Source organism: Candidatus Binataceae bacterium, from assembly GCA_035308025.1.
Lineage (GTDB): Bacteria > Desulfobacterota > Binatia > Binatales > Binataceae > JAJPHI01.
Genome location: DATGHL010000010.1, coordinates 1 through 25275 on the forward strand (window position 1 = coordinate 1; position 25275 = coordinate 25275).

The window sequence follows — 25275 nt, forward strand, 5'->3', positions numbered from 1 at the left end:
CCCGTCGGGCCAGCGCCGATCCATCAGGAATTGCTTGTAAGCGTCGCTCGTCGGGAAGGTTTCCATCAACTGCCGTAGGGTCATCATGGAAACAAGATTAGCAGCAATGGAATCTGTAGTCAAGTCCTTTAGACTTACCATACTTTTCCTGTTTCACAGACGCGACGAAGCATTCTCTGCCAGACCCGCGGAATCAATCGATGGCGGTCGCTCCGCTGATAGCCATCGTATCTTGCAATAGCCATCGTATCTTGCCGGACGACCGCGCACTTCGCGCCCCGCCCCGCATTCAATGCGGCTCACCAAATCGTGATCGAGCCGAGGCCCTCGGAAGAGCACGCTGTGATCTTCAATGCTATATACGCTGTGTAGAGAAATCCTACAATAAGTTAAATAACGGGCGCTGAAACAACGCTTTGCCTGAGACCGCCGCCGCGCCATAATCCAGCCTTGGTTCTCTAGCGATGCTCCATGATGTAATCGTCGTCGGCGCCGGTCATGCCGGTATCGAAGCCGCCCTCGCCGCCGCCCGCATGGGCGCGCGCACCCTGATGCTCACTCTGAACCTCGATCACATCGGCCAGATGTCCTGCAACCCGGCTATCGGCGGTATCGGCAAGGGCCAACTGGTCCGCGAGATCGACGCGCTGGGCGGCGAGATGGGCCTCGCGATCGACGAAACCGGAATCCAGTTCCGCTTCCTCAATACGCGTAAAGGTCCGGCCGTTCGCGCCCGCCGCGCCCAGGCCGACAAGGCCGCCTATCGCTCGCGCATGAAGCGCGTCCTCGAGACGACGCCCAATCTCGCCGTCCGCCAGGCCAGCGTCGAACGCCTCCTTTTGGAAGGCGGCGCCATCCGCGGAGTCGAGTCCGCGATCGGCGAAACCTTCGAAGCCCGCACCGTGATCCTCACCACCGGGACTTTTCTCAAGGGGCTCGTCCACGTTGGCCTCAAAAACTATAGCGCTGGCCGGGCTGGCGACTTTGCCGCGATGGGTCTCAGCGAGCATCTGGCCGAGCTTGGATTCCGTATCGGCCGGCTAAAAACGGGCACCTGCCCGCGGCTCGACGCCCGTACGATCGATTTTGCCGCGCTGGAGCCGCAACCCGGCGACGATCCGCCGCCGGCCTTTTCGTTTCGCTCGAAACATCTGGCGCAGAGCCAGCTCCCGTGCCATCTGACCTGGACTAACCCGCGCACCCATGAAATTATCCGCAGCGCAATCGATCGCTCGCCCATGTACTCGGGCGTGATTCAGAGCCGCGGCCCGCGCTACTGCCCCTCGGTCGAGGACAAGGTGATGCGCTTTGCCGACAAGCTGCGGCACCAGATTTTTCTCGAACCTGAGGGACGCGACACCGTCGAAGTCTATCCCAACGGGCTCTCGACCAGCCTCCCGCTCGACGTCCAGCTCGCCATGGTCCGCTCGATCGCCGGCCTCGAACGGGCTGAAATCATGCGGCCGGGCTATGCTATCGAGTATGACTTCTCCGACCCCACCCAGCTCCGCGCCTCACTCGAAACGCGCCTGGTTGAGGGGCTTTTCTTTGCCGGCCAGCTCAACGGCACGACCGGTTATGAAGAAGCCGGCGCGCAGGGCCTGATGGCGGGAATCAATGCGACGCTCAAGGTGCGCGACGCCGAGCCGCTGATCCTCGGGCGCGACGAAGCCTATATCGGCGTCATGATCGACGACCTGGTCACTCGCGGAATCGGCGGCGAACCCTACCGCATGTTCACCTCGCGCGCCGAGTATCGGCTGGCCCTACGCGAGGATAACGCCGACCGCCGGCTCTCGCCTATCGGCGAGCGGCTTGGCCTTCTGGGCGGCGAGGCCAGCGCGCGGGTTCGCGTCAAAGAGGACGCAATCTGCGACGAGATTGCCCGGCTCAAAGCCGAACTAGTCCCGGCAACTGAAGCCGTCAACCAGAGCCTCGCTGCCGCCGGCGCGACGCCGCTCAGCGAACCGGTGCGGGCCTTCGAGCTGCTGCGACGGCCGGAGCTCTCCTATGCGACGCTGCTGAAGCTAATCGGGCGCGCGTCAACTCTCCGCCTCGACGCCGCCGCCGAGCTCGAAACCGAGATCAAGTACGCGGGATATGTTCGCCGGCAGAGCGAGGCGATCGCCCGTTTCAAGCGGCTCGAGGAGAGTCTGATTCCCGACGCGATTGATTTCGCCGCAGTGCCGGGTCTTTCGACCGAGGTGCGCGAACGGCTGACGAGGGTGCGTCCGCGCTCATTGGGGCAAGCGGCGCGGATGCCCGGGGTGACGCCAGCCGCGGTCTCGATTCTGGCTGTCCATCTACACGCGAATCATCGTAGCTAGCTTCACGACGTTCGCGTAAAGAATGTTTCACGTGAAACATTCTTTTCACCGTCAAGAGAGCGCGCCGTTGTCGCGCTCGCCTGATCTTCCAGTAGGTTGTTGCCGGTGAATCCGAAAGCGATAGGACGGGAGACGCGCGACCTGCTGGAGAATCGCTATGAGGAACTTGATTCCGTGCCTGCCGTCATAGAGTTCCTCGCGCGAATCGAGCGGTTTGCGGCGACGTTGGCATTGTGGGGTTCGCGGACCAATCTGACGGCTCATCCGGAGGATCCTTCCGAGGTGGCCTTTCACATAATCGACAGTCTGGCGCCGCTTACAATTGCGAGTCATCCGGAGGGTTCGATTCTCCGTGGATGCTTTACCTCGGGGCGGCGCGTACTCGACCTGGGGAGTGGGGCCGGCTTTCCGGGTCTGGTCCTCGCCGCAGCCTGCGAGGCCCATTTCACCCTGGTCGAGGCGCGGCACAAGCGCGCGAGCTTTTTGAAGACCGCCGCTACCGAAATGGGCCTCGATAATGTGACGGTTCTTCACCGACCAGACGTAACAGCATACGCGCGGCAACGGAACGCGGTCTCTCTGGCCGCTAAAACAAATGTTTCACGTGAAACATTTGTTCACCGCTCGGACGCCACGCCCTCCGTTGTCGGGCTATCGCCTGATCATATTCAGAGGCCGGAGAAGACGCCCACCGATGCCGGGCTATCACCCGACCAATCCTCTGACGTAGTGCTAGGGCGAGCCTTCGCCAAACCGGCGGTCTTTTGCCGGAGTGCCGCGAAGCTGCTCCGCGAAGGCGGCTTCGCGATGCTGTATGCCGGTCGCGGTCAGCCCCTTGAGGATGCGGCCGCAGGCACCGGGTTGACCGTCGGGGCGCGAATTCCGTATGAAGTCCGCCGCGGTGACCATGTTACGCCGCGAATACTAGTCCTGTTCCAGCGTTAAGCTGCTCGCTTGATAGCCGGGAGCTCCCTCTGGGCTTCCAGTGGCGAATGTTTCAGACGAAACATTCTTGCAACGCCAAGCCCGAAAACCTGTGCATTGTCGATGTCCAGAATGTTTCACGTGAAACATTCTGCGTGTAACATCACAAGTGCGGGTGCTTTGCGGCGGAGCGGCTTCTGAATTGCTAAATCGCGGATCCGTTTATTCGAGCATCAGGAAGTGTGTCGTGAATAATGTTTCACGTGAAACATTGATATAAAACATGGTTTTAGATTTGTGAAGGCTCTTGATGATTGACTCGGGCACTAGCCCCGACATCGGAGGGCGCTTTTTCCGGCCGCTGAAAAGAAATGGGACGGGTAATCGCGATCGCTAATCAGAAGGGTGGCGTCGGCAAGACCACCACCGCGATCAATCTCGCGATTGCGCTCGCCTCTTCGACTCAACCGGTCCTGTTAATTGATTTGGACCCGCAAGGCAATGCTTCTTCAGGCGTGATACCTACAGCGGAATTATTAGCGGCCAAACAGTCGCACCTCACAATATATGAAGCCCTGCTGGCGTCCGTGCCGATCGAGAAGGTGCTGTGCAAGGCGCGCGAGGCGGTCTTCGTCGCGCCGTCGGGACCCGATCTGGTCGGTGCCGAGATCGAGCTGGCGACGATCGCCGGGCGCGAGCGCCGGCTGAGTGAGCTGCTCAAGCCAGTGCGCGACAATTACGCCTTTATACTGATCGACACGCCGCCCTCGCTCGGGCTGCTGACGCTGAACGCGCTGGTCGCCGCGGATACGGTGCTGGTGCCGATGCAGTGCGAGTATTACGCGCTCGAGGGACTTTCGGCGCTGCTTGGAACGGTCGCGCGGGTGCGCAAGGAGCTGAACCCGCGCCTCAGAATCGAGGGCGTGGTGCTGACCATGTTCGACACCCGCAATCGGCTGAGCGAGGAGATCGCGCGCGAGGTGGAAAAGCATCTGCCGGCCGATATCTTCCAGGCGGTCATCCCGCGCAACGTGCGGATCTCGGAAAGCCCCAGCCACGGTCTGTCGGTGATGGAATACGATTCGAAGTCGGCGGGCGCCGAGGCCTATCGAGGGTTGGCCGACGAGCTGATCGCGCGCGTGAACGCGAGTGGAGCGAAAAGGGGAAAAAGCGCGGAGAGTGAAACGGCCCGCGAGGAAAGCGGTGAAAAACGAAAAAGCTGGAGTCTGCGGGCGCTGTTTGCCCGCGGCGAGGAACGGGGCAGGAGAGGATCATGACAAGGCGATCGCTCGGACGGGGACTCGACGCGCTGCTGCAGGTGACGGACGGGGTTGATGCCGCGGGAGGTCTCGCGGCCCCGGATGAGCTCGGCGGCGCGCCGGCGGCGGGGTCGGGCGGATTGGTGCTGGTCGCGGTCGAGCGGATCGCGGCCGGGCGGTTTCAGCCGCGCGTCCACTTCGAGCCGCAGGCGCTGGAGGATCTGGCGGCGGCGATCAAGGCGCAGGGGATTATCGAGCCGCTGATCGTGCGGCCGGCGGGCAAGGACCACGAGCTGGACTACGAGCTAATCGCGGGGGAGCGGCGGCTGCGCGCGGCGCGGATGGCCGGGCTGGCGGCCGTGCCGGTAATCGTGCGCGCGCTGGACGATCGCGCGGCGCTTGAGCTGTCGCTGGTCGAGAATCTGTTGCGCGAAGACCTGAACGTGGTCGAAGAGGGACGGGCCTTCGCGCGGCTGAACGACGAGTTCGACTTGACCCACGAGGAGATTGCGGAGCGAATCGGCAAGAGCCGCTCCTACGTGAGTAACATTATCCGGCTGGTGGAGCTGCCGGCCGAGGTGCTCGAGATGGTCGGGCGGCGCGAGCTGACGAGCGGGCAGGTGCGGCCGCTGCTGGCGCTGAGCTCGCCGGAGGCGCAGTTGGCCGAGGCGCGCAAGATGGCGGCGGCGAAGACCTCGTCGCGGCAGGCGGAGGCTTTTGCGAGTGCGCGGCGGAGCCGGCGGCCGCGGGCTGGGGCGCAGGCGGTGGATGCGAACCTGGCGGCGCTGGGGGCGGGCTTGCAGCGGACCTTCAAGCGCAAGGTGCGCTTCGTGATGGGGCGGGGCAAGGCGGCCGGGCGGGTCGAGCTGGAATTTTACGGCGAGCAGGATTTGATCGAGCTGGTGCGGCTGCTGGGCGCCGCCGCGCGCTCGGTGTCCGCCTCAGTGTAGGATTTGGCTACTACTCGTCAGTGTCGTTACCACTTCGATACTTGCCGATAGAGACTGGGGAATCGGTCCTGTCGGATACGGAACTTCGTCCCGTGGTTATGCCCGCTGCGCGCGTCGAAATCGATAAATACCCAACCCTCCTCAAGGCCTTTCAACAGCCCCTCCAAACCGAATTCCTGCATCATGAGGATTTCGGAGTAGTGGAAGAATTCCTTGCCCGCGACGCGCTTCGTTTCTGCGCCTACGTAAAAACAGTTTGCGAGCTTGCTTCCGGCTTTGTGCATCAGATCGTCAAATCCCCAGTAGGGCTGAGGGCCAAGCTCGTCTAAACCGGCGCGGGTCTCGACCGTGTTGAGCCATTGCTCATGGCGCGAATCGACGGCTTTGGCACTAAACGAAATCAGGACCTTTGAAGTGGAATGATCTAGTACAACCTTGAAACCGCGATCACTTGGGCTTGCGGCGTTGATCGTCTGGCGAAAGCTCAGTTCGCCCAATGGGTGGCGTTCGCCCGCCTCCCTATGTGGCCAGCCGTATTTCGGTAATAGGACGAGCGGGACAAACTTCAATGCACGTGGCGATGGCTCCACATGGAACAGCGTCATAAGCGATACAGAGCCGATTCGATGGGTTTTCATTTCCCACTCGGCAGCGTTGGGAATCGGCAGATTGTTCTCCTTTATGCCGATGAAATCTTCAAGGGTATTCCCGATTCCGCCCGCGTTTCCCGCTCGTGCCGTTGGAATCCACCCCATGTTCCGAAGCGCCAGCCGTTTTCGGATCAGTTCGGCTTTTGATAGCGGGGATGGCGGTTCTTCGTGCTTCGTTTTCCGGCCGCCAGAAATCCAACAGGTATTCGAAGGTCACGCCCATCGTGATGTAATTGCTGGGCCAGCCGAAAATCCCGATATTGTTCACGAGATTTGTGCGATCCCAGATGATGATGTTGCGCAGTTCGAAGCCGCGTCTGCGCAATTCCTCGACCAGCGCGATATGGATGGTGATGCGCTCATTCTCCCACCACATGTCAGGCACGTTAATCACGCAGTGCCCGTGCTGTTTCAGCAGCGGCAGGAGTCCGGCGAAGATTGCGCCCATCTCTTGCGCGTAATCCTCCAATGCAAGAGTTCCCAGATCACGCGGGTCCTGCGAATACTGCTCAACTTTCCCTAATTGTCCGTTATCTCGAATCCGGCGCGATTTGTTCTTGCGCTTGCGATTCAAAAGATTTGCGTATGGCGGCGACGTGAGAATCAGAGCCACCGACTCGGGGGCGAGATAGGCGGGAATATTGCGAGCGTCATCGCATACTGCGAGTTGAGTGCTTTTGCCGAACAGGCTTTGTTCCTTGAGCCGGGACAGCGACAGATCCACATACTTTTGCTGGAGGTCAAATCCAGCAGCGTTTCGATCCGCATCGAGAGCTGCAACCAGCGTCGTACCGCTGCCGACGAAGGGGTCTAAAACCATCTCGCCTCGATGAGTGAAAAGTTTGATGACGTGGCGTGCGAGCGCGATCGGGAAGGTTGCGGGATGCAGGTTTTTATCACGAATATCCCGGCCCTCGTAGAAGAACTCCCAGACCCCAAGCTGGGCTTTGAGCCACTCCTTTGCCGTCATGCAGTTGAGATGCGTCGGCGGGCAGGAACACGACCGGCAATGGGCCATCTCCAGATAGTTCGGCGGAATCGCGGCGCTCGTTCGTTCTTCCATCAGGCAGCAGCATTCTGTGGGTTGGAATTGTAGCCCACCAGTGATGCTGCGGCGACTTGAGCAATGGCTAGGGTGAGGGCGGTTGTTGCGAAGCGGCGGTGGTTGCGTCGGCGGGGGTGTCGCGGGCTTCTTTCCGGACGGTGGCGACGCGGTCGTCGGGGCCGTAGGTCAAATGATAGACCGTGAGCTGCGCCTCGGTGTGATGGATGCGGACCTGATGGGCGACGGTCGCGGCACCGCCGGTAAAGATGCCGGCCGCGATGTTGCGCGCGTAGATTTTGGGCTTGACGAATTTTGAACCGTCGGGATTGAATTCATATTCGTCCTCGGTTTGTCCGCCGGCGTTGCTGGTGTCGTTGGGTGCGCCGAAGGCCGCCGTGATCTGCTCGCGCGGCACGCCGGCCCGGAGCAGGTCCGGATCCTCGTGGACGGAGGTATCGCTCATCGTGGCGTTTTGCACGAAGGCGGTGGGGCTGAGGCGTTGCGCGAGGTCAAAGCGGGAAGAATCGATGGCGCCGGATTGGAAGCATCCGGCCAGCAGCGCCAGCGGGAGGACGGCAAGAGTTATTTTGGTCTTGGTGTTTTTCACTTTTTTACTTTTTTGCTGGTCCGGAATTCCTCCTTAATACACGGCGGGAGAGCGGGTCGCTATCGTCAGGCCGGGCCGCGCTAGCGGGTGGCGAGGGCCGGGCCGTGGCGCAGCAGCACGAGGCGCTGGGCGCCCGAGGTCGATTCGAAGACCGGGGTGAGATCGAGCGCCGTGTCACGCTCGACTCGCCAGACCGCGGCTGTGGCGATCACATAGCCCGGGGTGGGGGCGTCGCCGAGGCGGCCGTCGAGCGGCGGCGCGTCGCGATCGAGATAGAAGAGGAGAGCCGCGGGCTCGTCGCCGAGCTTGTAGGAATAGAGCGGCTCGTCGCGGCCGACGATGCGGTTGATTTGCGCGGCGGTGGCGCGGAAGGAATCGCCGCCGCATTCGAGAATGGCGCGGCGCGGGAGGTAGATGAAGTTGACGACGATCGCGGGTGCGATGGCGGCAATAACCGTGAGACGGATAATGTTATTCAGAGTAGCAGAATAGCCGCGCGCGGACGCTCGCGCTGCACGCGGGCCATCGCCCACGGCGGAGAGAGGAGGAAGCGGCTGAGGCGTCCGCAGGCGCCGCGGCACCACGGCTAGCGTCCATGCGAGGAGCACGGCGGAAGCGGGCCAGAGCGGGAGCAGATAGGCGCGGCGCTTGTAGGCCGCGAGCGAGAACACAACGACGGTGACGAGCCAGAAGATCGCGAGGAGCCGGACCGCGGCGAGCGCGCGCGCCTCGGTGGACGCACGACCGTAAGGCTCGCCGGCGCGGGGGTTGATCGCGCTGCGGTCCGGCGGCGCCTGCTGAGCGCCGGCGGCGGGTGCGGGAAGCGTTGCGGGGGCGCTGCTGAGCGGGTCGATCGTGGGTGCGGCGCGGAGCGTTGGCTGAGCGCTCGCGCTGGGTTGGTGAAGCGTCGCGGCGCCGCTTGCGGTCTCGGTGGAGGCGGGCGCCGGGCGCTTGGCGATCCACCAGGTGCGCAGCGCGGAGAAAACGGCGATCGGCACGATCAAGCTGAAGGGCACGGAGTTGAGCAGCAGCGGCTTGAGGTAGTACCAGGGCCTCATCGCACCGAGCGCGCCGAGAAAGCGGCCGAAATTCTCGCTGCCGAGTTGGCGGTGGAGAAACTCGTGGCGGCCGGCGAAGTAACAAGCGGCGTACCAGCTCGAGGCGGTCAGGAGAGCGAGCAGAATCGGGCCGGGGGTGGCGAGGCGCCGGAGCGCGTCAAAGCGCCGTTCGATGATCAGAAAGAGGGCGGCGGAGGCGGCCGGGAGGAGCGCGCCGATGGGACCCTTTGCGAGTGTCGCGAGGCCGAGCGCAAGCGCGAAGAGGTAGCGGAGCGCGTCGCACCGCCGCCGGGATTGTTCGGCCGCAGACTCGGAATCCTGGCGTGGCTCGCGGATGCGCTCGCTCGCTTCACTGCGTGGTGCCGCCGTACCCTTTGAGCCCGTCCCACTGGTGACGAATCCGGGGTCCGTTGATTCCGCCGCGAGGCGGCTCTGCTCAGGATGACAGAGGGGGGCGTCGCGGGCGGCGAGCCACCAGAGAAAACCAAAGAGCGCCAGGGTCTCGAAGAAGCAGAGCGTCATGTCGACGCGGCCGAGGCGAGCCTGCTCGATATATTGATATGACGCGCAGAGGATCGCGCCGGCGAGAAGTCCGCCGGGCCATCCGAAGAGGTCGGCGGCCAAGAGGATCGTGAGGGCGACGCCCGCGATCGCGTAGAGGGCAGAGGGGAGGCGCAGGTTGAAGGCGGTGACGCGGGGCGCGCCGGCGAGGCGGTCGAGCGCGGTCGCGGTCCAGTGAAAGAGGGGAGGCTTGTAGAGCGGCGCGCGGCCATTGTCGAGCGGAAAGAGATATTCGCCGTGCTCGACCATCTGTTGGACGAAAACTCCCTCGACCGCTTCGTTGAAGCCGCAGACGTCGGCGGCGCCGAGGCGATGGAGGGTGAGAATCGCGGCGAGGGCGACGAGCGCGAGAGCGGCGGCAGCGTGTTTCAATGAACTCAGCACGCATCAAGGTAACCGGTTCGCGACCCGGCATCGAGAGCGCCCCGTGGCGGCATTCTCCGGGGCGGTCGTCTCAATCATCAGATCAGGACCTTATCGTGCGGAGAGATCTTCCCGCCCGGTTCCTCAGAGACCGCTTCAAAGTTGCAACACTGCCGTAAATCTCGCAAAATCAAGGCGTATCGGCACGCCGCGGCGACCAAGATCGATAATCAGGTCAGCATTTCGGCGCCGATAAGCCGGAACTGGAGCAAATCATGAATGAGAGCAACAAGTCGCACTACGAAGTTATCGTCATCGGGGCCGGAGTCGCCGGAATCTGTCAAATCAAACTCCTGGCCGACCTCGGCGTGGATGCAACGGTGCTCGACGCGGCCGGCGGCCTGGGCGGGACCTGGTACTCGAACCGTTATCCCGGCGCCCGGTTCGACTCGGAAAGCTACACTTACGGCTTCTCGTTTTCCAAGGAATTACTGAATGAATGGCATTGGAAGGAACGGTTCTCGGGTCAGCCTGAAAACCTGCGCTACTTAAATTTCGTCGCCGACAAGTTCGATCTGCACAAATACATGCAGTTCAATTGTAAGGTCGAGGCGGCGCACTTCGACGAGGCCAATGACCTGTGGCGGCTCAGGCTCAGCGATGGTCGCGAGCTGACCAGCCGGTTCGTCATTATGGCTGTTGGCCTGCTTTCGATACCTACTCCGCCGCGCCTCAAGGGAATGGAGACCTTCAAGGGCCGCTCGTTCCATACGTTCAACTGGCCGCACGAACCGGTTGAGCTAGCTGGTAAGAAGGTCGCCGTCATCGGCACCGGCGCCACGGGCATCCAGGTTATCGCGGAGATCGCGGACAAGGTCGGCGACCTGACCGTATTTCAGCGCCGGCCCAACTGGGCCTCGCCACTGCACAACGGACCAATCTCCGAGGCGGAGATGGCCGACATCCGGGCGCGCTACGACGAGATCTTCGCGACCTGTGCGCGGACGCCGGGCGGCTTCGAGCACGAGCCGGACCGTCGCGGTTTCTACGAGGTCTCGCGCGAGGAGCGGCTCGCGCTATGGGACCGGCTCTATGATACCCCGGGCTTCGCGATCTGGCTGCGCAACTTCCGCGAGATCTTCACTGACGAGAAAGTGAACGCCGAATTCTCCGCGTACATGGCCGACCGGATTCGCCGGCGGGTGAAGGACCCGGCCGTCGCGGAGAAGCTGATCCCGCGCGATCACGGCTTCGGCATCCAGCGGGTGCCGATGGAGACGTACTATTACGAAGCCTACAACCGCGACAACGTGCACCTGGTCGATATCACTGAGACTCCGATTGTCGAGATGACCGAAAACGGTTTGCGCACCACGGAGCGTGACTACGACTTCGACATCATCGTGTTTGCCACGGGCTTCGATGCGATAACCGGTGCTTTCGACCATATCGACATTCAAGGCGTCGGCGGCGCCAAGTTGCGTGACAAGTGGAGCGACGGTCCGTCGACCTTCCTCGGCGTGCTCATTCATGGCTTTCCGAATTTTTTCATGCCGGCTGGGCCACAGAGCGGCTCGGCCTCGACGAACTATCCGCGTGGCATCGAGACCGGAGTCGGGTGGTGCACGAAGCTGCTCGAGTATATGTGGAACCACGGCTACACTCGCGCCGAAGCGACGCGCGAGGCCGAGGAACGCTGGACCGCCCACGTCACCAAGATGTATTCGACGATGCTGATGCGGAAAGCCAAGTCCTGGTTCACCGGCTACAACTCTAACGTCGCGGGCCACGAGCACGGCAAAACCCGCTACCTCGTCTATAACGGCGGCTCCCCGAAATACGTGAGCAGGATCAACGAAGTCGCGGAAAAAGGCTACGAGGGAATCGCCTTCAGCTCCGTTTCGACGCCATTCCACCGTCCGGGGTTTGAGAATGCAGGCGCCGAAGAGAAAAGCCCTGACTGACGCATCCGACCAGGAGAGTCGCGGCTGATTAAAGACCCGGCGCGAGTCCTCGCCGCCGGAGTTGTTCGATTTCCAAAGATCGCATCTGTACGATTGACGCCGACCGCGTGCTCAGGATTCTTATCGACAGAGAGCACGTGCTGGAGGTTGGTTCCCGATGAAGCTTGCCCTTTATCTCCCCAACTTCAGGGAGAAGATAACCGTCAGCGAGATCGTTGATCTCGCTCGGGTCGCCGAGGAACTTGAGTTCGATTCCATTTGGACGCTGGACCGTATCGTAGTTCCGGAAGCCTCCGACCGTCAGGAGTTGCGCAAACCCTTCGGCTTCATGAAGGAGTTTCCGCTGGCTTTGCCGGTCTCTTCGCGGGGCGAGTTCTTGAACGGGTTGGCGCTCATTCCCTATCTGGCAGCGATCACGAAGAAGATTCGGGTCGGCGTAAGCGTAATCGACACGCCCTATCGAGCCCCGGGAGTCTTGGCGGCGGAGATTGCGACTTGGGACCACCTCGCCGGCGGGAGGATCAACGTCGGTGTCGGGACCGGCTGGATGCCCGAGGAGTTCGAGGCGGCGAGCGCGGCGCACATCTACGAAAGACGGAACAAGCACGTCATCGAGACGATCGAGATCATGCAAGGTATCTGGTCGCAAGAGGTGTTCGAGTATCACGGCGAGTTCGCTTCGTTTCCGAAATGCGGCTTCGGCGTAAAGCCCGTGCAGAAGCCTCACCCGCCGATCTTTTTCGGCGGGCTCGGAGTGCCGAAGATCGCGGCGAAGCGCGTCGCCAAGTACGGCTTGGCCGGCTGGATCGGGATACAGGACACCCCCGAAGAAATCACGCGGTGGCGGTCAGCGATCAAAGACGAGCTCGAAAAGATCGGCAGCCCGCACGCGATCGACGATTTGGAAATATCGAGCATGCTCTTCTTCGACATCACGAGCGAGAAGACGGATCAGACGCCCAGAGGAAAACTGACTCCGTCGATGACGGGAGCGCCGGCGCAGCTCATAGACAATCTCAAGCGGTATCAGGACGCCGGTTTAACCCTTCCGCTCCTCTGGCCGCCGTTTAAGGGGGTGCCTACCGCAAAGACCATTGTCGATCTGCGAAGACTCAAGGAAGACATTCTGCCGAAAGTGCGGTGACGATCTGGCAGCGCTCCGGCGTGCGCTTCATTATGGCGTCCCCGACGGGATTTGAACCCGTGTTACCGACGTGAAAGGCCGGTGTCCTAGGCCGAGCTAGACGACGGGGACGGCGTGCAGAATTGGCGCACAAGGAACCGTCAGCTTCGCGAAGCTAGCAGAGCGGCGAGAATCGTCCAAGTCAGGGCCGTCGCGCGGCGATTATCCGGAGAACTTGACCTGACCGATAATCTCATCGACCGAGGCGTGGCCGTTCTCGCCGAGGAGGTCGTCGAGTTCGGTATCGATGCGGGTGAGCGCGCCGGCGCCTTCCTTGATTAGCGCCGAGCCGACCTGCACCGCCTTCGCGCCGGTCAGATGCGCGATATAGGCGTCGCGGCCGGTGTTGATGCCGCCGACGGCGACGACATCGAGCATCCCCTTCGCGGCGCGATGATAGGTGTGGACTTGCGAGAGCGGGCGCATCGGGCCTTTGACGGCGCCACCCTTGAGATCGACTTCGAGGTCCTTCGGCAAGTCGTTGGCGCAGAGCACGATCTGAACTTGCAATGAGGTCAGGAGCGCGGCGACCGCGTCCGGCTCGAGTGCGAGCTGCGGGGGTAACTTGACGGCGAGTTTGGCCTGAATCTCGACGCGAACGCGGCTGATCAAGCCCTTGAGGCGTTCGAGCGACGCAAACGGCGCGATGGCGTTCTGGACGAAGTCGTCGGCGAAGTTGAGTTCGACAATTTTGACGCCGGCGAGATCGAGCGTGGTCGCGACCTTGACGATCTCGTCGTCGCTCGCGCCGACGACGCTGCCGACGATCGATTTGCCGCGCGGTACGAGGTCGCCGGCGATATCGGCGAAGTGCTCGACGCCGCGATTCTTAATGTTGTCGGGCTTATCGAGGCCGAACTGGTTGCAGGATTTGAAGACGATCGCGCCGCGATGGGCGCGGGCGAGTTCGAGAATCTCCCCGCGTTCCGCCGAGTGCGGACCGGAAGCATTCATCACGCTCGAGTTGAGTTCGACGCCGCCCAGCCGGATAACCGTACGTTCCATGCGATCTTTCCTACGCGGGATCGGCGTGAGGGGCAAGCCGCTAAGCAGGGGGCTCGTGTGCAGCTACGTTATGCTCTGTGCAGGCGCTCAAATCTGCTAGGCTTCCAGTCCGTATGGCGACGGCGATCAGGCGCGAGAACTTCGATCAGATGATTGCGCAGGCGGAGCGCGAGTTTCCGTTCGAGTGCTGCGGCTTCGTGATCGGCGACGCGGTGGTCGAAGAAGTGCGGGCGATCACGAATATCCAGGAGCAGAAGCATCGCGAGGATCCGGCGGTCTTCATCCGCGACGCGCGGACGGCTTTCCTGATGGAGCCGCGCGAGCATCTGGCGGTGATGCAGGAGCTGGACACGCGCAAGCTCGAACTCAAGGCCGTCTATCATTCCCATCCGGAGCATGATGCTTACTTCTCGCCGACTGATCGCGCGCAGGCCTGCTCGTTTGATCCGTCTGAGCCGGATTATCCGGGGACGGTGTATATCGTGCTGTCGGTGAAGGGCGGGAAGTTCGCGCGGGCGGCCGCCTTCGCCTGGGACGACGCGCGCAGAGATTTCGCCGAGACGGCGCTGCAGCTCATCTGAGGCGGCGCATCTGAGGAGGTGCTAATGACCACGGCCACAGATTATCGGATCACCAAGCTGGCGCAATTGCGCGCGATCATCGGCGAGCCGGGCGCGCTGGTGCCGCACAAGCTGCTTAAGGCGCTCGACGAGCCGATGGTCGAGTTCATCGGGCGGTCGCCGTTCCTGGTGCTGGCGACGGCCGACGCCGCGGGAAATCAGGACGCCTCGCCCAAGGGGGACGCGCCGGGTTTCGTCGCGATTGAGAATCGGCGCAGCCTGCTCATCCCGGATCGCAAGGGGAACAAGCTGGTCTTCAGTTTGCAGAATATCCTGGCGAACCCGCACGTCGGGTTGATCTTCATGGTGCCTGGGACTGATGAGACGCTGCGGGTCAACGGCACGGCGGAACTGACGGTGGAACCTGAGGTGCTCAAGCGGCTGGCGGCGCGCGGAGCCGACGCGCAGCTCGCGATTCGTCTGACGATTCGCGAATGTTTCTTCCACTGCGCGAAGGCCTTTATGCGCTCGCAGCTATGGCGTCCGGAGAGCTGGAGTGAGCGCGTGAAGATCTCGTGGGGCGACTATCTGGCGAGCAAGACCGGCGCGGACGCGAAGACGGCCCGTCAGATCGATCAGTTCGTCGAGCAGGATTACAAGAACAATTTGTAGGATCGCGGCGCGACGAGGCCGGCGCGAGCGCGGCCGTCGAGTGCGATTATCTCAGCGCCACTGCGAAGCGGGCTTTGCGGAAAGTGCAAAGCTTCGTTTGGAGCGCGACGGGATCCATCAATAAAGCGCGAACTTTCTTTTCGGTACGTTAGTTGCGCTGAGTCTCTTCATCCGAACTTGGATGGAGAGATTTTATGCAACTGAAGTTCACACTCGTCGGCGCCCAGCCGAACGAAGAAACACCTAACCTGGCGCTCTACGCAATCGACGCGCGCGGAAAGGCGACGAAGCTGGCGGCCGGCGCTAAAGGTCAGCTGGACCTAGGCGCTGACACTAGCAAGATCACCGGGACGATCGCGCTCGGGCCGGACGTGCCGGATCCGAGCACGCTCGATGCGAGCGTGCTGCAGAAGTTTTCCGCGGCGCAGGTCCTGCCGGTGTGGACCAAGAATCCGGTGGTTGAAGTGCCGGCGCAACTGTGGCGGCAGTGGCTGATTTTCCGCATCTGCGTCGCGGGCAAGGTCAGCAAATGCTATCCGATTTTCTTCGACAAGACCGCGCTACTGAAGGGGATCGCGCTCAACCAGATTCCGTTTCCGCCGCGCGAGTTCTGCTACCCGATCTGCAACGGCGTAGTCGAGGTCTGGCAATCGACCTGCTGCTGCTTCCCGTTCCTGATCAAGGATGTACCGCCGTTTATCGACAAGTTCACGGCGTTTCTGGCGGCCAATCCGGTGATGTTTCCGTCGCCGCCGCGCCCAGGCCCCGACCCCGGTCCGATTGACCGCGTGGCCGTGGCGAATGTGAATCGCGCGATCGCAGCCGGCAAGATCGATTTGCGCTTTGCGCCCAATATCGAGTTGCATCAGGATTTACAGGCGCTGCAGGCGAGTTCGGCGCAGGACGCCGTGCAGTACTTCATGGCGCATCCTTCACTGTGGCCGATCTGGTGCACCTGCTCGACGGCCAAACTGGGCGACGCGTCGCTGCAGCCAGATGGTTCCTTCCAGTTTTGCTTCGATCAGTTCCCGATCATCCTGCTGAATTGCTACAAGAGCTACTTTTACAAGGTTTATCAAAACCAGGGTGCGGTCTCAGTCTGTATTTACGATGGCGCCGCGGCGGGTCAGTATTTTGCCGCAGACGATTTCGCCAATCTTTCGACCCTGTCGGGCAGCGCCTGCGGCACCCAACCGCCGATTCCGGGGACAGATTTCGTTGTGCTACAGCAGATCGGCGCGACCTCGACCCACGCCTTGCACAGCAATTACGGCGTTCCGATTCCGCCAGCCGGACCGGGGTTGCCTTACACGGACACTACGCAAACCGGCACCTACAGCGTCGCGGCGCCGATTCTGGCGAACGCGAACGGCGGATTGGTCAACTCTAACGATGCTCCGTGGTGCAAAAGACTCTACTTCATGTTGTATTTCGATCCGGGGATGGAAGCGCTGGGGGCATATTACTATCGGATGAGCGTGGCGCCGGCGGACCTCAACGGCAATCCGATCGGCACGCCGCAGCCACTTCAGAATCCGGTGACCTGGTACAAGTATGCGCTCGGCACCTCGGGAATCGAGACCGACCCACAGTACCTGGGACCAGTACCGGCGGTAATCAACAGCGCCAGCGTCGCGGTATCGGGGCTATGCGTGATTCCCTACCAGTCGGCGACAGTGCAGCCGGTGGGCTCGACCAGTCCGGACCAGGATTGGGAAGGCGCGCAGTTCCATCAGTATTTCGACACGGACGTGACTACGAGCACGCCGCCCGGACCTGGGAATGGCCGGTTCCTGTTAACCGTCGAGGTGTTCAAGAGTAACGGCGATCGGCTGGTGCCGCCCGGCGTGACGCCCGGCCCCGGCGATGCCGCGGTCGGCTTCCAGTTCATCCGGCTGATGCCGACGCTGAGTGGTCCGGGCAGCACGGCCAATGTGCCATACGCAGCGCTGACCCATCTGATCTGGGCGGATAATCGCCCGGTGGTTGGTGAGATTGACGCCTTCGTGATGAACGGCGTGACGAGCAGCGAAGAATGTCAGTTCCTGCATGGGACGGGCAACGCGAGCGACGCCTTCCAGGTCGATTATCGCGCCTATCACGCGGTGTTGGGCGATTTGAATCCGCCCCATCCGACCCCGCCGAGCAGCTTCATGTCGAGCTTCGTGTTGTGGTGGGAGCGCGGCCTAAATGGCGGCAGCGGGACGCTGGACTCGGGTTTGGACGTGGACCACCCGGCCGTTCCGTCGGGAGGATTTCCTGCCTATCCTGCGGGCCCGACGGCGATTTCGCCCGCCTCCAACGGCCTGCTGACGACGCTGCTGCCGAGTCCGGGACCGTCGGCGTGCAGCTTCGCGATAACGGTGGACGTCTACAGCAAGCATACTGATGGGACCTCGCATTTCGACAGCCTGGACGCGCACACAGTTGCAGCGGTGGCGCTGAGCCGTAGCTAAAGCCGTATTGCGATGGCCCCTCATCCGCGGCCTGTTGCGTGGATGAGGGGCCAAAGCAGGACGCGAGCTTCGACATAATCGAGAAAGCAATGCCAATCTATCAATTCATTCTGGGCGCGATTGCGGCATGGCGGATCACCCATCTGCTGGCCTTCGAAGAGGGCCCGGGCGCGCTCCTCGAGAGCTTGCGGCGCCGGATCAAGCCGGGCTTTTGGGGCAAAGTCTTCGAGTGCTTCTACTGCCTGAGCCTGTGGGTCGCCGCGCCCATCGCGCTGCTGATCGCACAAGGCTGGCGCGAGCGCGCGATCTTGTGGCCAGCATTGTCGGGTGGGGCGATTCTGGTCGAACGGTTCAACGCGGGTGCGCCGGCAATGGCACCGAGTTATTACACCGAGGACGCGGCGCCGGAGAATCCGGACGTAGAGACCCAAGCGGAGGAGCAAGATGTGTTGCGGTAGAGCTGATCACGCGATCAAAGTTGCGATGTCAGTGCCGGGCGCGGCGCAACCCGCCAACGTGCGGCCGCCGGCGCCGGGCGCGATGGCGATTCCGCAATTCGAGTACATCGGCAAAACCGCGCTGACGGTGGTGAGTCCGATCTCGGGCCGGCACTATCGTTTCGCGGCGCCGGGCGCGCGCCTCGCGGCGGACGTCCGAGATCGCTCGTGGCTGGCCTTCGTGCCGAATCTCAAGCGGATCAACTGAAAATTAACGCGCGCCTTAAACGCTCGATCTCGATCCCGGTCAGCAGCGCGCTGACCGTTGTCGGCGGCGCTAGCTTGTCGCAAACGTTTTTGCGAGTATCAGGGCTTGGTGGCGCCGGCCAGAACCATTGAATCGGGCGGCAATCCAGCAATCGCGAGGAGACTCTGATGCATGACGTTGTAATCAAGGGCGGCACGGTTATCGACGGTACCGGTGCGCCGGGCTTCAGCGGCGACGTAGCCTTCACCCGCGGACGGATCAGCGGAGTCGGCAAGGACATCGGTGCGGCGCGCCGCACGATTGACGCCGACGGGCTGCTGGTGGCGCCGGCGTGGGTGGACGTGCATACGCATTACGACGGCCAGGTGACGTGGGATCCGCAGCTCGCGCCGTCGCTGTGGCATGGCGTCGGCACGGTGGTCTTCGGCAACTGCGGCGTTGGCTTTGCGCCCGCGAAACCGGATCGTCATTCGTGGCTGATTCAACTGATGGAGGGGGTCGAGGACATCCCCGGGGTCTCGCTGGAACAGGGTATCCCGTGGGGCTGGGAGAGCTTTGGCGAGTACCTCGACGTGCTGGCGAAGATGCCGCGCACGCTCGACGTCGGCGCGCAGGTGGCGCATGGGGCGGTGCGCGCCTACGTAATGGGTGATCGGGGGGCGCGCAACGAGGCGGCGACCGCCGGGGATATCGCGGGGATGGCGGCGCTGGTCAAGCAGGCGATCGCTGACGGCGCACTGGGCTTTTCGACTTCGCGCACGCTGGTGCACACCGGAGTCGATGGCGAGCCGGTGCCGGGGACCTTTGCGCTCGAGGAAGAGCTGACGGCGATCGCACGCGGAATCCTCGCGGCCGGACGGGGCATCTTCGAATGGGTGGCGCGGGGCGCCGCGGGCGAAGATTGCGCGGCGCTGAACGAGGATATGCAGCTGATGCGGCGCGTCGCGAAGACTGGCTGCCCGATCACTTTCCTGCTGGCCCAGCACAATACCGATCCGGAACAATGGCGGTCCCAAATGCGCTTGGTAGAGGAAGCGGTGCGCGCCGGCGAGCGGATCACCCCGCAGGTGTTTGCGCGGCCGATCTGCTCGTTGTTCAACATCGCGGGCGATCATCCCTTCACTTTCCTGCCGAGCTATGCGCCGCTGAAGGATCTGCCGGCCGGCGAACGGCTGCGCATGATGCGCGAGCCTGAAACCAAACGTCGCCTGCTTGCCGACAGTGATCCGAACACCACCGGCATGTCGCTGCTCTATCAGAACCCGCTCATCTGGGAGCGGACCTATCCGCTCGGCTCGCCGCTGACCTACACGCCCGCGGAAAAGGACAGCATCGCCAGCATCGCGCGTCGCGAGGGGCGCGATCCGCGCGAGGTGGCCTACGACTTCCTGGTCGGCAACGAGGGCCGCACGTTCCTGATGTTCGCAGTGGCCAACTACGCCGACGGCAACCCGGCCGCGGTGCATGAGATGCTCAATCATCCGTTGGCGGTGCTCGGCGGCAGCGACGCCGGCGCGCACGCGCGGGTGATCTGCGACGCCAGCATGCCCACCTACATGATGACGAAGTGGGTGCGCGAGCATCCGGCGGGCGATCCGCTACATATGCCGGTCGAGTTGGTGGTCAAGAAGATGACCAGCGAGACGGCGCGGCTGTATGGTCTGCACGACCGCGGCACGCTGGCGGTTGGGATGAAAGCCGACGCGAATTTGATCGACCACACGAGCCTGGCGATGGACTATCCCGCGCTGGTCAATGATCTGCCGGGCGGGATGCCGCGGCTGATGCAGAAGGCGCGCGGCTACGTCGCCACGTTCGTCAACGGGGAGGCGATCCAGGAAAACGGTCGCGAGACTGGGGCGCGTCCCGGCAAGGTCGTGCGGGGAACCGAGACTCGCGGGCTGTAAGCGGGCGTGCTCTACACTTGTGCTGATGGCGGGCCGCCGCATATAGCGACGGTCTGCAAGCCATGTGCGGTTATTCGCGGGCGGCGGCCTCGAGCGACAGGCCACGCGTCTCCTCGATAAAAAATCCCCAGATCAGCACCGACGGGATGGTCAGCAGCGCGAGCCATCCGACGACGTTGGACATACCGCCGAAGCGAGCGGCGAGAATCGCGATGCTCGCCTGCGCCGAAATCGCCGAGATCGCGATACAGAACAGTAGCCAGCCCATTATCGTACCGCGCAGGGCGGTCGGGAAGAGTTCCGTCACAGCTGAATTCGCAGCGACCAGCAGCCCGCGTCCAGTGGTCGCGAACCAGGTGTGCGCGACCAGCAACCACAGCGTCGGCCAGGCGCAATTCTTTGGCGGACCCCAATAGAAGGCCAAAATGCCGGCGATCCCGGTGAGGCCCAGGATAACGATCGTATGGACGCGGCCGAGCCGGTTCGCCATCCAGGCGCCGAGCGCAAGGCCGGGGATGCTGATCGTTCCGCCGGCCAGCAGGATCATCGAGCCTTTAGCGGGCGAGAGCCCGACGACCGTCACGGCGTGGTAGTAGATCCAGGTGGGCACGGCGGCGCCGCTCACTTCGCCGATCAACGTTGCGATCAACAGGGGAATTGCGCGTCCCCGATAGGAGCGGCGGAAAATGTCGTAAAATCGGCTTCGCTCGGTGGCGCCGGTGGCAGCCGCGCGCTCCCAGCGCCGACTCTCGGGGATCATCCGAATCATCAACGGCACGAGGATCAGGCTCAGTATCGGAAGTGCGAAGAGCCAGCGCCACGACATCGCAAAGTGCGCGAGCAGGGGGGCGAGAATCACGCAGGCGCCGCCGCCGATACCGGTAGCGAAGTTGGCAATCACCTGACCTCCTGCGCGCCGGTCTGTCGGCAGGGCCTCGGCCAGCATTACGATGGAAGTGGTGATTGCAGCACCGATCGCGGCGTAGGCGGCTATCTCGAAGACGATAAACGCGACCGCGCGGGTCGAGAGCGCAGCGCCGAGGGAGCAGAGCCCGGTCGCGATCAGGCAGAAGAGCAGCAGTTGGCGGCGGCCGGCGCGATCGGCCATCCGCGACAGGATCAGGGCGCCGAAAGCGTTGAGCGAGATCCACGCATACATGCGGGCGATCCCGCTTTGATCGAGTCTGAAGCTCGTCGCGATAAAAGGCGCCGCGACGCCCAGCAACGCGAAGGCATAGCCCTGAACACCCAGGTTCGCAAAAACCGCGCGCGTCGTCGCGCGGCTGTGGCTCGCGGCGGCTGCGCGATCGTCCGGCGGGTCGGAAATTGCCGCGACGGGTTCCACGCGATTGAGCATTAGCCGATCATGGGGCGGATTGACACACGCTAGCGGAGCGCGGCAACCGCACTCCGCTAGTCTGCGCGCTCCGCTAGTGTATTCTCAGGGCGATGGCGGACGCGCTTAAAGTTCAGAATCACGATGACCCGCTGGTCAAAGCGCGCCGGCGGCAGATTTTTCTCGCTGCCTGCCGCGTGCTCGCGCGCAAATCGTTCCATCAGGCGACGGTCAAGGAGATAGCGGTCGAGGCCGGACTCGCCGCCGGCTCGATCTATCTCTACCTGCAGAGCAAGGACGCGATTCTGCTGCTGCTCGCCGAATCGATGGTCGGTGAGCTGGCCGAGGCGCTGCCCGAGATTCGCGCGGCCAGCGGCGACGATCCGCGGCGTGAACTGCTCGGCATCATGCGCGCCGCGCTCGACGTAATCGATCGCTATCGCGAAGCCTTCGCCGTGCTCAATCACGAGGTGCTCTACCTCGGACGCCGTCCGCAGTATCGTGCGCCGCTCCATCAGATTCTCGAACCGTATATTGGCGCGCTGACGCAGGCGGTCGAGCGCGGCGGTCAACGTGGGCTGCTGCACGTCACCGACGTCCCGAGCGTGGTCGAGGCCGTGCATATGCTCTGTTCCGGCTGGGCGAGGGTTAGCGGGCTGCTGGTCAAGACTGAGAAAGAGACCTATTGGCGCGAAATCGCGGCGATTATCGAGGGCCGCTTTTTTGCTGGTTCGGTTGAGCGGTGAGCGGTTGGATTAGCGGTCGGCAGTCTGGGGAACGTCCTTTGTGTGAGCTTCCTTTGTCTGCGGAAGGTCTTTCGCGACGCGTTCGTGGGAATCCGCCTTGACGCCGTTGCGCGCGCCCTGACCGCCCGGCATCGGGATTTTGCTGGAGGTGAGAATCTCGATGAACTTGTTGACCGCCGGTGAAAGCTCGCGGCCGCGCTTGTAGATGATCGCAAGCGGCCGCATGAACGGTCCCTCGGTGAATTCCAGCAGCTTGAGCGAGCCGCGCGCCGTCTCGTGCTCGACCGTCGAGCGGGGCACGATCGCGATACCCTGTCCGATCTCGACCGCCCGCTTGATCGTCTCGATGTTATCGAACTCCATCGTATAGTGCGGCTTGACCCCATATTCATGCAGAATCCGATCGGAGGCCTTGCGCGTCGCGATGTCCCTCTCGTAGCCGACGAAATGCTGGCCGATCAGCTCCCTGACCGAGACCTTATTGAGCTTGGCCAGCGCGTCGTCGGGCGGCGCCACCAGGACCAGCTCGTCATGGCGAAAGGCGACGGTGACAATCTGGCTGCGCTTGGCCGGATAGGCGACGATACCAAGATCGATCTTGCCCTCGGCCAGATCTTCGTAAATCTTGTTGGAGCGCAAATACTCGAGGTGAACATTGACCTGCGGATGGGTGCGGATGAATTCGGTTAGGTAGGGCGGAAGCTCATGCAGCCCGACGCTGTACACCGTGCCGACGCGAATCGAACCCGCAACCACTGAGCCGATCTCGCGCAGGCGGTTTTCCAGTTCGATGAAGCGCCGGACGATCTCCTTGCTCGAGTTATAAAGAATTTGGCCCGCTGGCGTTGGCTTGACTCCGGCGCGCGCGCGCTCTAACAGGCGACACTCGTACTTGTCCTCGAGACTGCGGACCTGCTGGCTGACCGCTGATTGGGTCACGAAGTTTTGCGAAGCGGCATAAGAAACGCTGCCGCTTTCGATGATGTCGCAGAAGACCTTCAATGTCTCGATGTGCATACTGCTAACTTCTTGTATAAGAATAGGTGATGGCTCCGGCTGACGCAACGCGCGGTTTATGCAGCCGGTCGGCGCAGCCGCGAATCCTTGGAGAACAGCTTTTGTTGATACTATTCCGAAACAGAACTTGGCAGAATTCTTTTATTTCTGGTTATTTGACGCTCTAAAGCTAGCATAAGGAGCAATCAGAATGGCAGGCACCCTGAGAGACCTGGATTTCTACAATCTCGACGAGCTGCACAGCCCGGAAGAAAAAATGACGCGCGACGCGGTCCGCGCCTTCGTCCAGCGTGAAGTGCTGCCTGATATAGAACGGCACTTCGCGGGCGAGACTTTTCCGCGCGAGCTAATCCCACGGATGGCTGAGCTTGGGGTCTTCGGCGCCAACCTCCATGGCTATGGATGCGCCGGGTTGAACAACATCGCATACGGCTTGATTATGCAGGAGCTGGAGGCCGGAGACTCGGGCTTGCGCTCGATGGCCTCGGTGCAGGGCGCGCTGGCGATGTACGCGATCTACTCTTTCGGCTCCGAAGAGCAGAAGCAGCGCTACCTTCCCGAGATGGCCAAGGGCAAGCTCATCGGCTGCTTCGGACTCACCGAACCGGATCACGGCTCTGATCCGGGCGGGATGGAGACCCGCGCGCGCAAAGACGGCCGCGGATGGGTCCTCAACGGCACCAAGCGCTGGATCACCAATGGCTCGCTCGCGGGCGTCGCCGTGGTCTGGGCCAAGGTCGAGGACGGCATCACCGGCTTCATCGTCGAGAAAGGCACGCCCGGCTTCAGTACGAGTGATATCCACGGCAAATTCTCGATGCGCGCGTCGGTGACCTCCGAGTTGGTCTTTGAGGATGTGCGACTGGAAGAGCGGCATCATCTGCCTGCCGCGCGCGGGCTGCGCGCGCCGCTCGCCTGCCTGACCCAGGCGCGTTACGGCATCGCCTGGGGCGCGATCGGTGCCGCGCGGAGTTGCTATCACTGCGCACTGGATTACACGAAATCGCGCAAGCAGTTCGCGCGGCCGCTGGCGGGCTATCAGATGGTCCAGCGCAAGCTCGTCGATATGCTGACCGAGATCACCAAGGCGCAACTGGTCTGCCTGCGTCTCGGCCAGATGAAGGATGCCGGCACGATGCGTCCCGAGCAGGTCTCATTCGCCAAGCGCAACAATGTGAACGCAGCGCTCGAAATCGCGCGGGCGGCGCGTGACATGCTCGGCGCCAACGGCATCGTCAACGAGTACCCGGTGATCCGGCACATGTTGAACCTCGAGACCGTCAACACTTATGAGGGAACCTTCGACGTGCAGACCCTGATCCTGGGCCGCGACATCACCGGCGAAAACGCCTTCGACTAGGGAGGCCCCAGACTTGATGATTCAGGGTCGGGCTGTAACTGCAATACATGCCGGTGGGATCGTACTGCCTGCCACCGAACAGGAACGGGAATTGCCGGCGGTCCCGCTGGTCGTCGGCGCGTCGAAAGGTTGATAGGTGAACTGCGTTTGCAGAGCATTCGAGGTGTTGACCAACCCGATGGTCGAGCCCTGCGCATCCCGGATCAGCACATAGGAGGTGCCAGAATCCGGGTTAACTATCAGCACCTCGCCGTTCCCCGGCAAGAAAACAGAATTGTTACCCGCGCGCCAGGTGATGATTGCGCGACGTACGTCTTATCCTCCAGATAATCGTGCCGGTGTGGGCGCCGCTGTCGTTCTCGCGCCGCGCCCTGGCGTCGTACTGCAGCGAAAACGAACCGGCCGACCCGCCGGAGACGCTTCACAATTGGTTGCGTACATTCCAGGCGAAAGTCGCGCCGTTGGACGGGTCGCTGAGCAGATTACCGGCTTTATCGGAGGTGGCGGCGGCACCGTTATGGAGCCTGCTCGCCTTCGCCATTGCCTTCGTTCCCTGCGACTGTCCCTGGAAGTCAGGAGCCGTTGCGCGCGGCGGTGTGGTTCTCGGTGGCCGCCGGGCC

The 25275-nt window shown here is 62.5% G+C and carries 22 protein-coding genes and 1 tRNA gene; 15 read left to right on the forward strand and 8 right to left on the reverse strand.

Going from position 1 to position 25275, the window contains the following annotated elements; genetic code table 11:
- The first annotated feature begins 464 nt into the window (after nt 1-464).
- The 4 genes from mnmG to VKS22_02550 all read left to right on the forward strand — a co-directional run bounded on the left by mnmG (nt 465) and on the right by VKS22_02550 (nt 5460).
- Complete coding sequence (gene mnmG, locus VKS22_02535) at nt 465-2327, forward strand: tRNA uridine-5-carboxymethylaminomethyl(34) synthesis enzyme MnmG (protein ID HLW69478.1); 1863 nt, start codon at nt 465-467, stop codon at nt 2325-2327.
- A 105-nt stretch (nt 2328-2432) separates the two neighbouring features.
- Nucleotides 2433-3272, forward strand: coding sequence for an RsmG family class I SAM-dependent methyltransferase (locus VKS22_02540; protein HLW69479.1), 840 nt, complete (start codon nt 2433-2435; stop codon nt 3270-3272).
- A 350-nt stretch (nt 3273-3622) separates the two neighbouring features.
- Nucleotides 3623-4528, forward strand: a complete 906-nt coding sequence (locus VKS22_02545) for an AAA family ATPase (protein ID HLW69480.1) — start codon at nt 3623-3625, stop codon at nt 4526-4528.
- Nucleotides 4525-5460: a ParB/RepB/Spo0J family partition protein gene (locus tag VKS22_02550; GenBank protein HLW69481.1), complete on the forward strand. Its 936-nt coding sequence runs from the start codon at nt 4525-4527 to the stop codon at nt 5458-5460. The genes VKS22_02545 and VKS22_02550 overlap by 4 nt, the downstream gene beginning before the upstream one ends.
- Before the next feature lie 26 nt (nt 5461-5486).
- Here the strand turns inward: VKS22_02550 and VKS22_02555 are convergent, their stop codons facing one another.
- The 4 genes from VKS22_02555 to VKS22_02570 all read right to left on the reverse strand — a co-directional run bounded on the left by VKS22_02555 (nt 5487) and on the right by VKS22_02570 (nt 9753).
- The gene (locus tag VKS22_02555) at nt 5487-6215 is read right to left on the reverse strand and encodes an MvaI/BcnI family restriction endonuclease (GenBank protein HLW69482.1); all 729 of its coding nucleotides are present in this window, start codon (nt 6213-6215) and stop codon (nt 5487-5489) included.
- Nucleotides 6157-7080, reverse strand: coding sequence for a DNA methyltransferase (locus VKS22_02560; GenBank protein ID HLW69483.1), 924 nt, complete (start codon nt 7078-7080; stop codon nt 6157-6159). The genes VKS22_02555 and VKS22_02560 overlap by 59 nt, the downstream gene beginning before the upstream one ends.
- A 160-nt stretch (nt 7081-7240) precedes the next feature.
- Entirely contained in the window at nt 7241-7762 is a 522-nt protein-coding gene (locus VKS22_02565; protein HLW69484.1) for a hypothetical protein, read from the reverse strand.
- A gap of 80 nt (nt 7763-7842) precedes the next feature.
- The gene (locus VKS22_02570) at nt 7843-9753 is read right to left on the reverse strand and encodes a glycosyltransferase family 39 protein (GenBank protein HLW69485.1); all 1911 of its coding nucleotides are present in this window, start codon (nt 9751-9753) and stop codon (nt 7843-7845) included.
- A gap of 266 nt (nt 9754-10019) precedes the next feature.
- On the opposite strand from VKS22_02570, the gene VKS22_02575 reads away from it, so the two are divergent.
- Together VKS22_02575 and VKS22_02580 are read left to right on the forward strand one after the other, a co-directional pair.
- Nucleotides 10020-11708 carry an NAD(P)/FAD-dependent oxidoreductase gene (locus VKS22_02575; protein ID HLW69486.1) on the forward strand — a complete coding sequence of 563 codons (1689 nt, stop codon included), beginning with the start codon at nt 10020-10022 and terminating at the stop codon, nt 11706-11708.
- Between the two features lie 157 nt (nt 11709-11865).
- Nucleotides 11866-12852 (forward strand): LLM class flavin-dependent oxidoreductase, encoded by a 987-nt coding sequence (locus tag VKS22_02580; GenBank protein ID HLW69487.1) that lies wholly within the window; start codon nt 11866-11868, stop codon nt 12850-12852.
- Nucleotides 12853-12885: 33 nt separating this feature from the next.
- Here VKS22_02580 and VKS22_02585 read toward each other — a convergent pair.
- Nucleotides 12886-12963 (reverse strand) — tRNA-Glu (locus VKS22_02585).
- A 90-nt stretch (nt 12964-13053) separates the two neighbouring features.
- Complete coding sequence (locus tag VKS22_02590) at nt 13054-13896, reverse strand: hypothetical protein (GenBank protein ID HLW69488.1); 843 nt, start codon at nt 13894-13896, stop codon at nt 13054-13056.
- A 113-nt stretch (nt 13897-14009) separates the two neighbouring features.
- Here VKS22_02590 and VKS22_02595 point away from each other — a divergent pair, with 113 nt between their 5' ends.
- The 6 genes from VKS22_02595 (at nt 14010) to VKS22_02620 (ending at nt 20196) form a co-directional block, all read left to right on the forward strand.
- Nucleotides 14010-14477 carry a M67 family metallopeptidase gene (locus VKS22_02595; GenBank protein ID HLW69489.1) on the forward strand — a complete coding sequence of 156 codons (468 nt, stop codon included), beginning with the start codon at nt 14010-14012 and terminating at the stop codon, nt 14475-14477.
- Nucleotides 14478-14501: 24 nt separating this feature from the next.
- On the forward strand, nt 14502-15128 hold the full coding sequence (locus VKS22_02600) for an MSMEG_1061 family FMN-dependent PPOX-type flavoprotein (protein ID HLW69490.1): 627 nt from the start codon (nt 14502-14504) through the stop codon (nt 15126-15128).
- A 194-nt stretch (nt 15129-15322) separates the two neighbouring features.
- Nucleotides 15323-17584, forward strand: a complete 2262-nt coding sequence (locus tag VKS22_02605) for a hypothetical protein (protein HLW69491.1) — start codon at nt 15323-15325, stop codon at nt 17582-17584.
- 89 nt (nt 17585-17673) lie between these two features.
- Nucleotides 17674-18042: a hypothetical protein gene (locus VKS22_02610; protein ID HLW69492.1), complete on the forward strand. Its 369-nt coding sequence runs from the start codon at nt 17674-17676 to the stop codon at nt 18040-18042.
- The gene (locus tag VKS22_02615; protein HLW69493.1) at nt 18029-18289 is read left to right on the forward strand and encodes a hypothetical protein; all 261 of its coding nucleotides are present in this window, start codon (nt 18029-18031) and stop codon (nt 18287-18289) included. The genes VKS22_02610 and VKS22_02615 overlap by 14 nt, the downstream gene beginning before the upstream one ends.
- 167 nt (nt 18290-18456) lie before the next feature.
- Nucleotides 18457-20196, forward strand: a complete 1740-nt coding sequence (locus tag VKS22_02620) for an amidohydrolase family protein (protein HLW69494.1) — start codon at nt 18457-18459, stop codon at nt 20194-20196.
- A gap of 70 nt (nt 20197-20266) precedes the next feature.
- On the opposite strand, the gene VKS22_02625 is transcribed toward VKS22_02620, so the two are convergent.
- On the reverse strand, nt 20267-21553 hold the full coding sequence (locus tag VKS22_02625) for an MFS transporter (protein ID HLW69495.1): 1287 nt from the start codon (nt 21551-21553) through the stop codon (nt 20267-20269).
- A 92-nt stretch (nt 21554-21645) separates the two neighbouring features.
- Here VKS22_02625 and VKS22_02630 point away from each other — a divergent pair, with 92 nt between their 5' ends.
- Nucleotides 21646-22278, forward strand: a complete 633-nt coding sequence (locus VKS22_02630; GenBank protein ID HLW69496.1) for a TetR/AcrR family transcriptional regulator — start codon at nt 21646-21648, stop codon at nt 22276-22278.
- Between the two features lie 9 nt (nt 22279-22287).
- On the opposite strand, the gene VKS22_02635 is transcribed toward VKS22_02630, so the two are convergent.
- A complete protein-coding gene (locus VKS22_02635) occupies nt 22288-23295 on the reverse strand; it encodes a LysR family transcriptional regulator (protein ID HLW69497.1) in 1008 nt (335 codons plus the stop codon).
- Nucleotides 23296-23485: 190 nt separating this feature from the next.
- On the opposite strand from VKS22_02635, the gene VKS22_02640 reads away from it, so the two are divergent.
- Nucleotides 23486-24655, forward strand: a complete 1170-nt coding sequence (locus VKS22_02640; protein HLW69498.1) for an acyl-CoA dehydrogenase family protein — start codon at nt 23486-23488, stop codon at nt 24653-24655.
- Nucleotides 24656-24954: 299 nt separating this feature from the next.
- Nucleotides 24955-25275, forward strand: a 321-nt coding sequence (locus VKS22_02645) for a hypothetical protein (protein HLW69499.1), incomplete at its 3' end; no start/stop codon positions are given.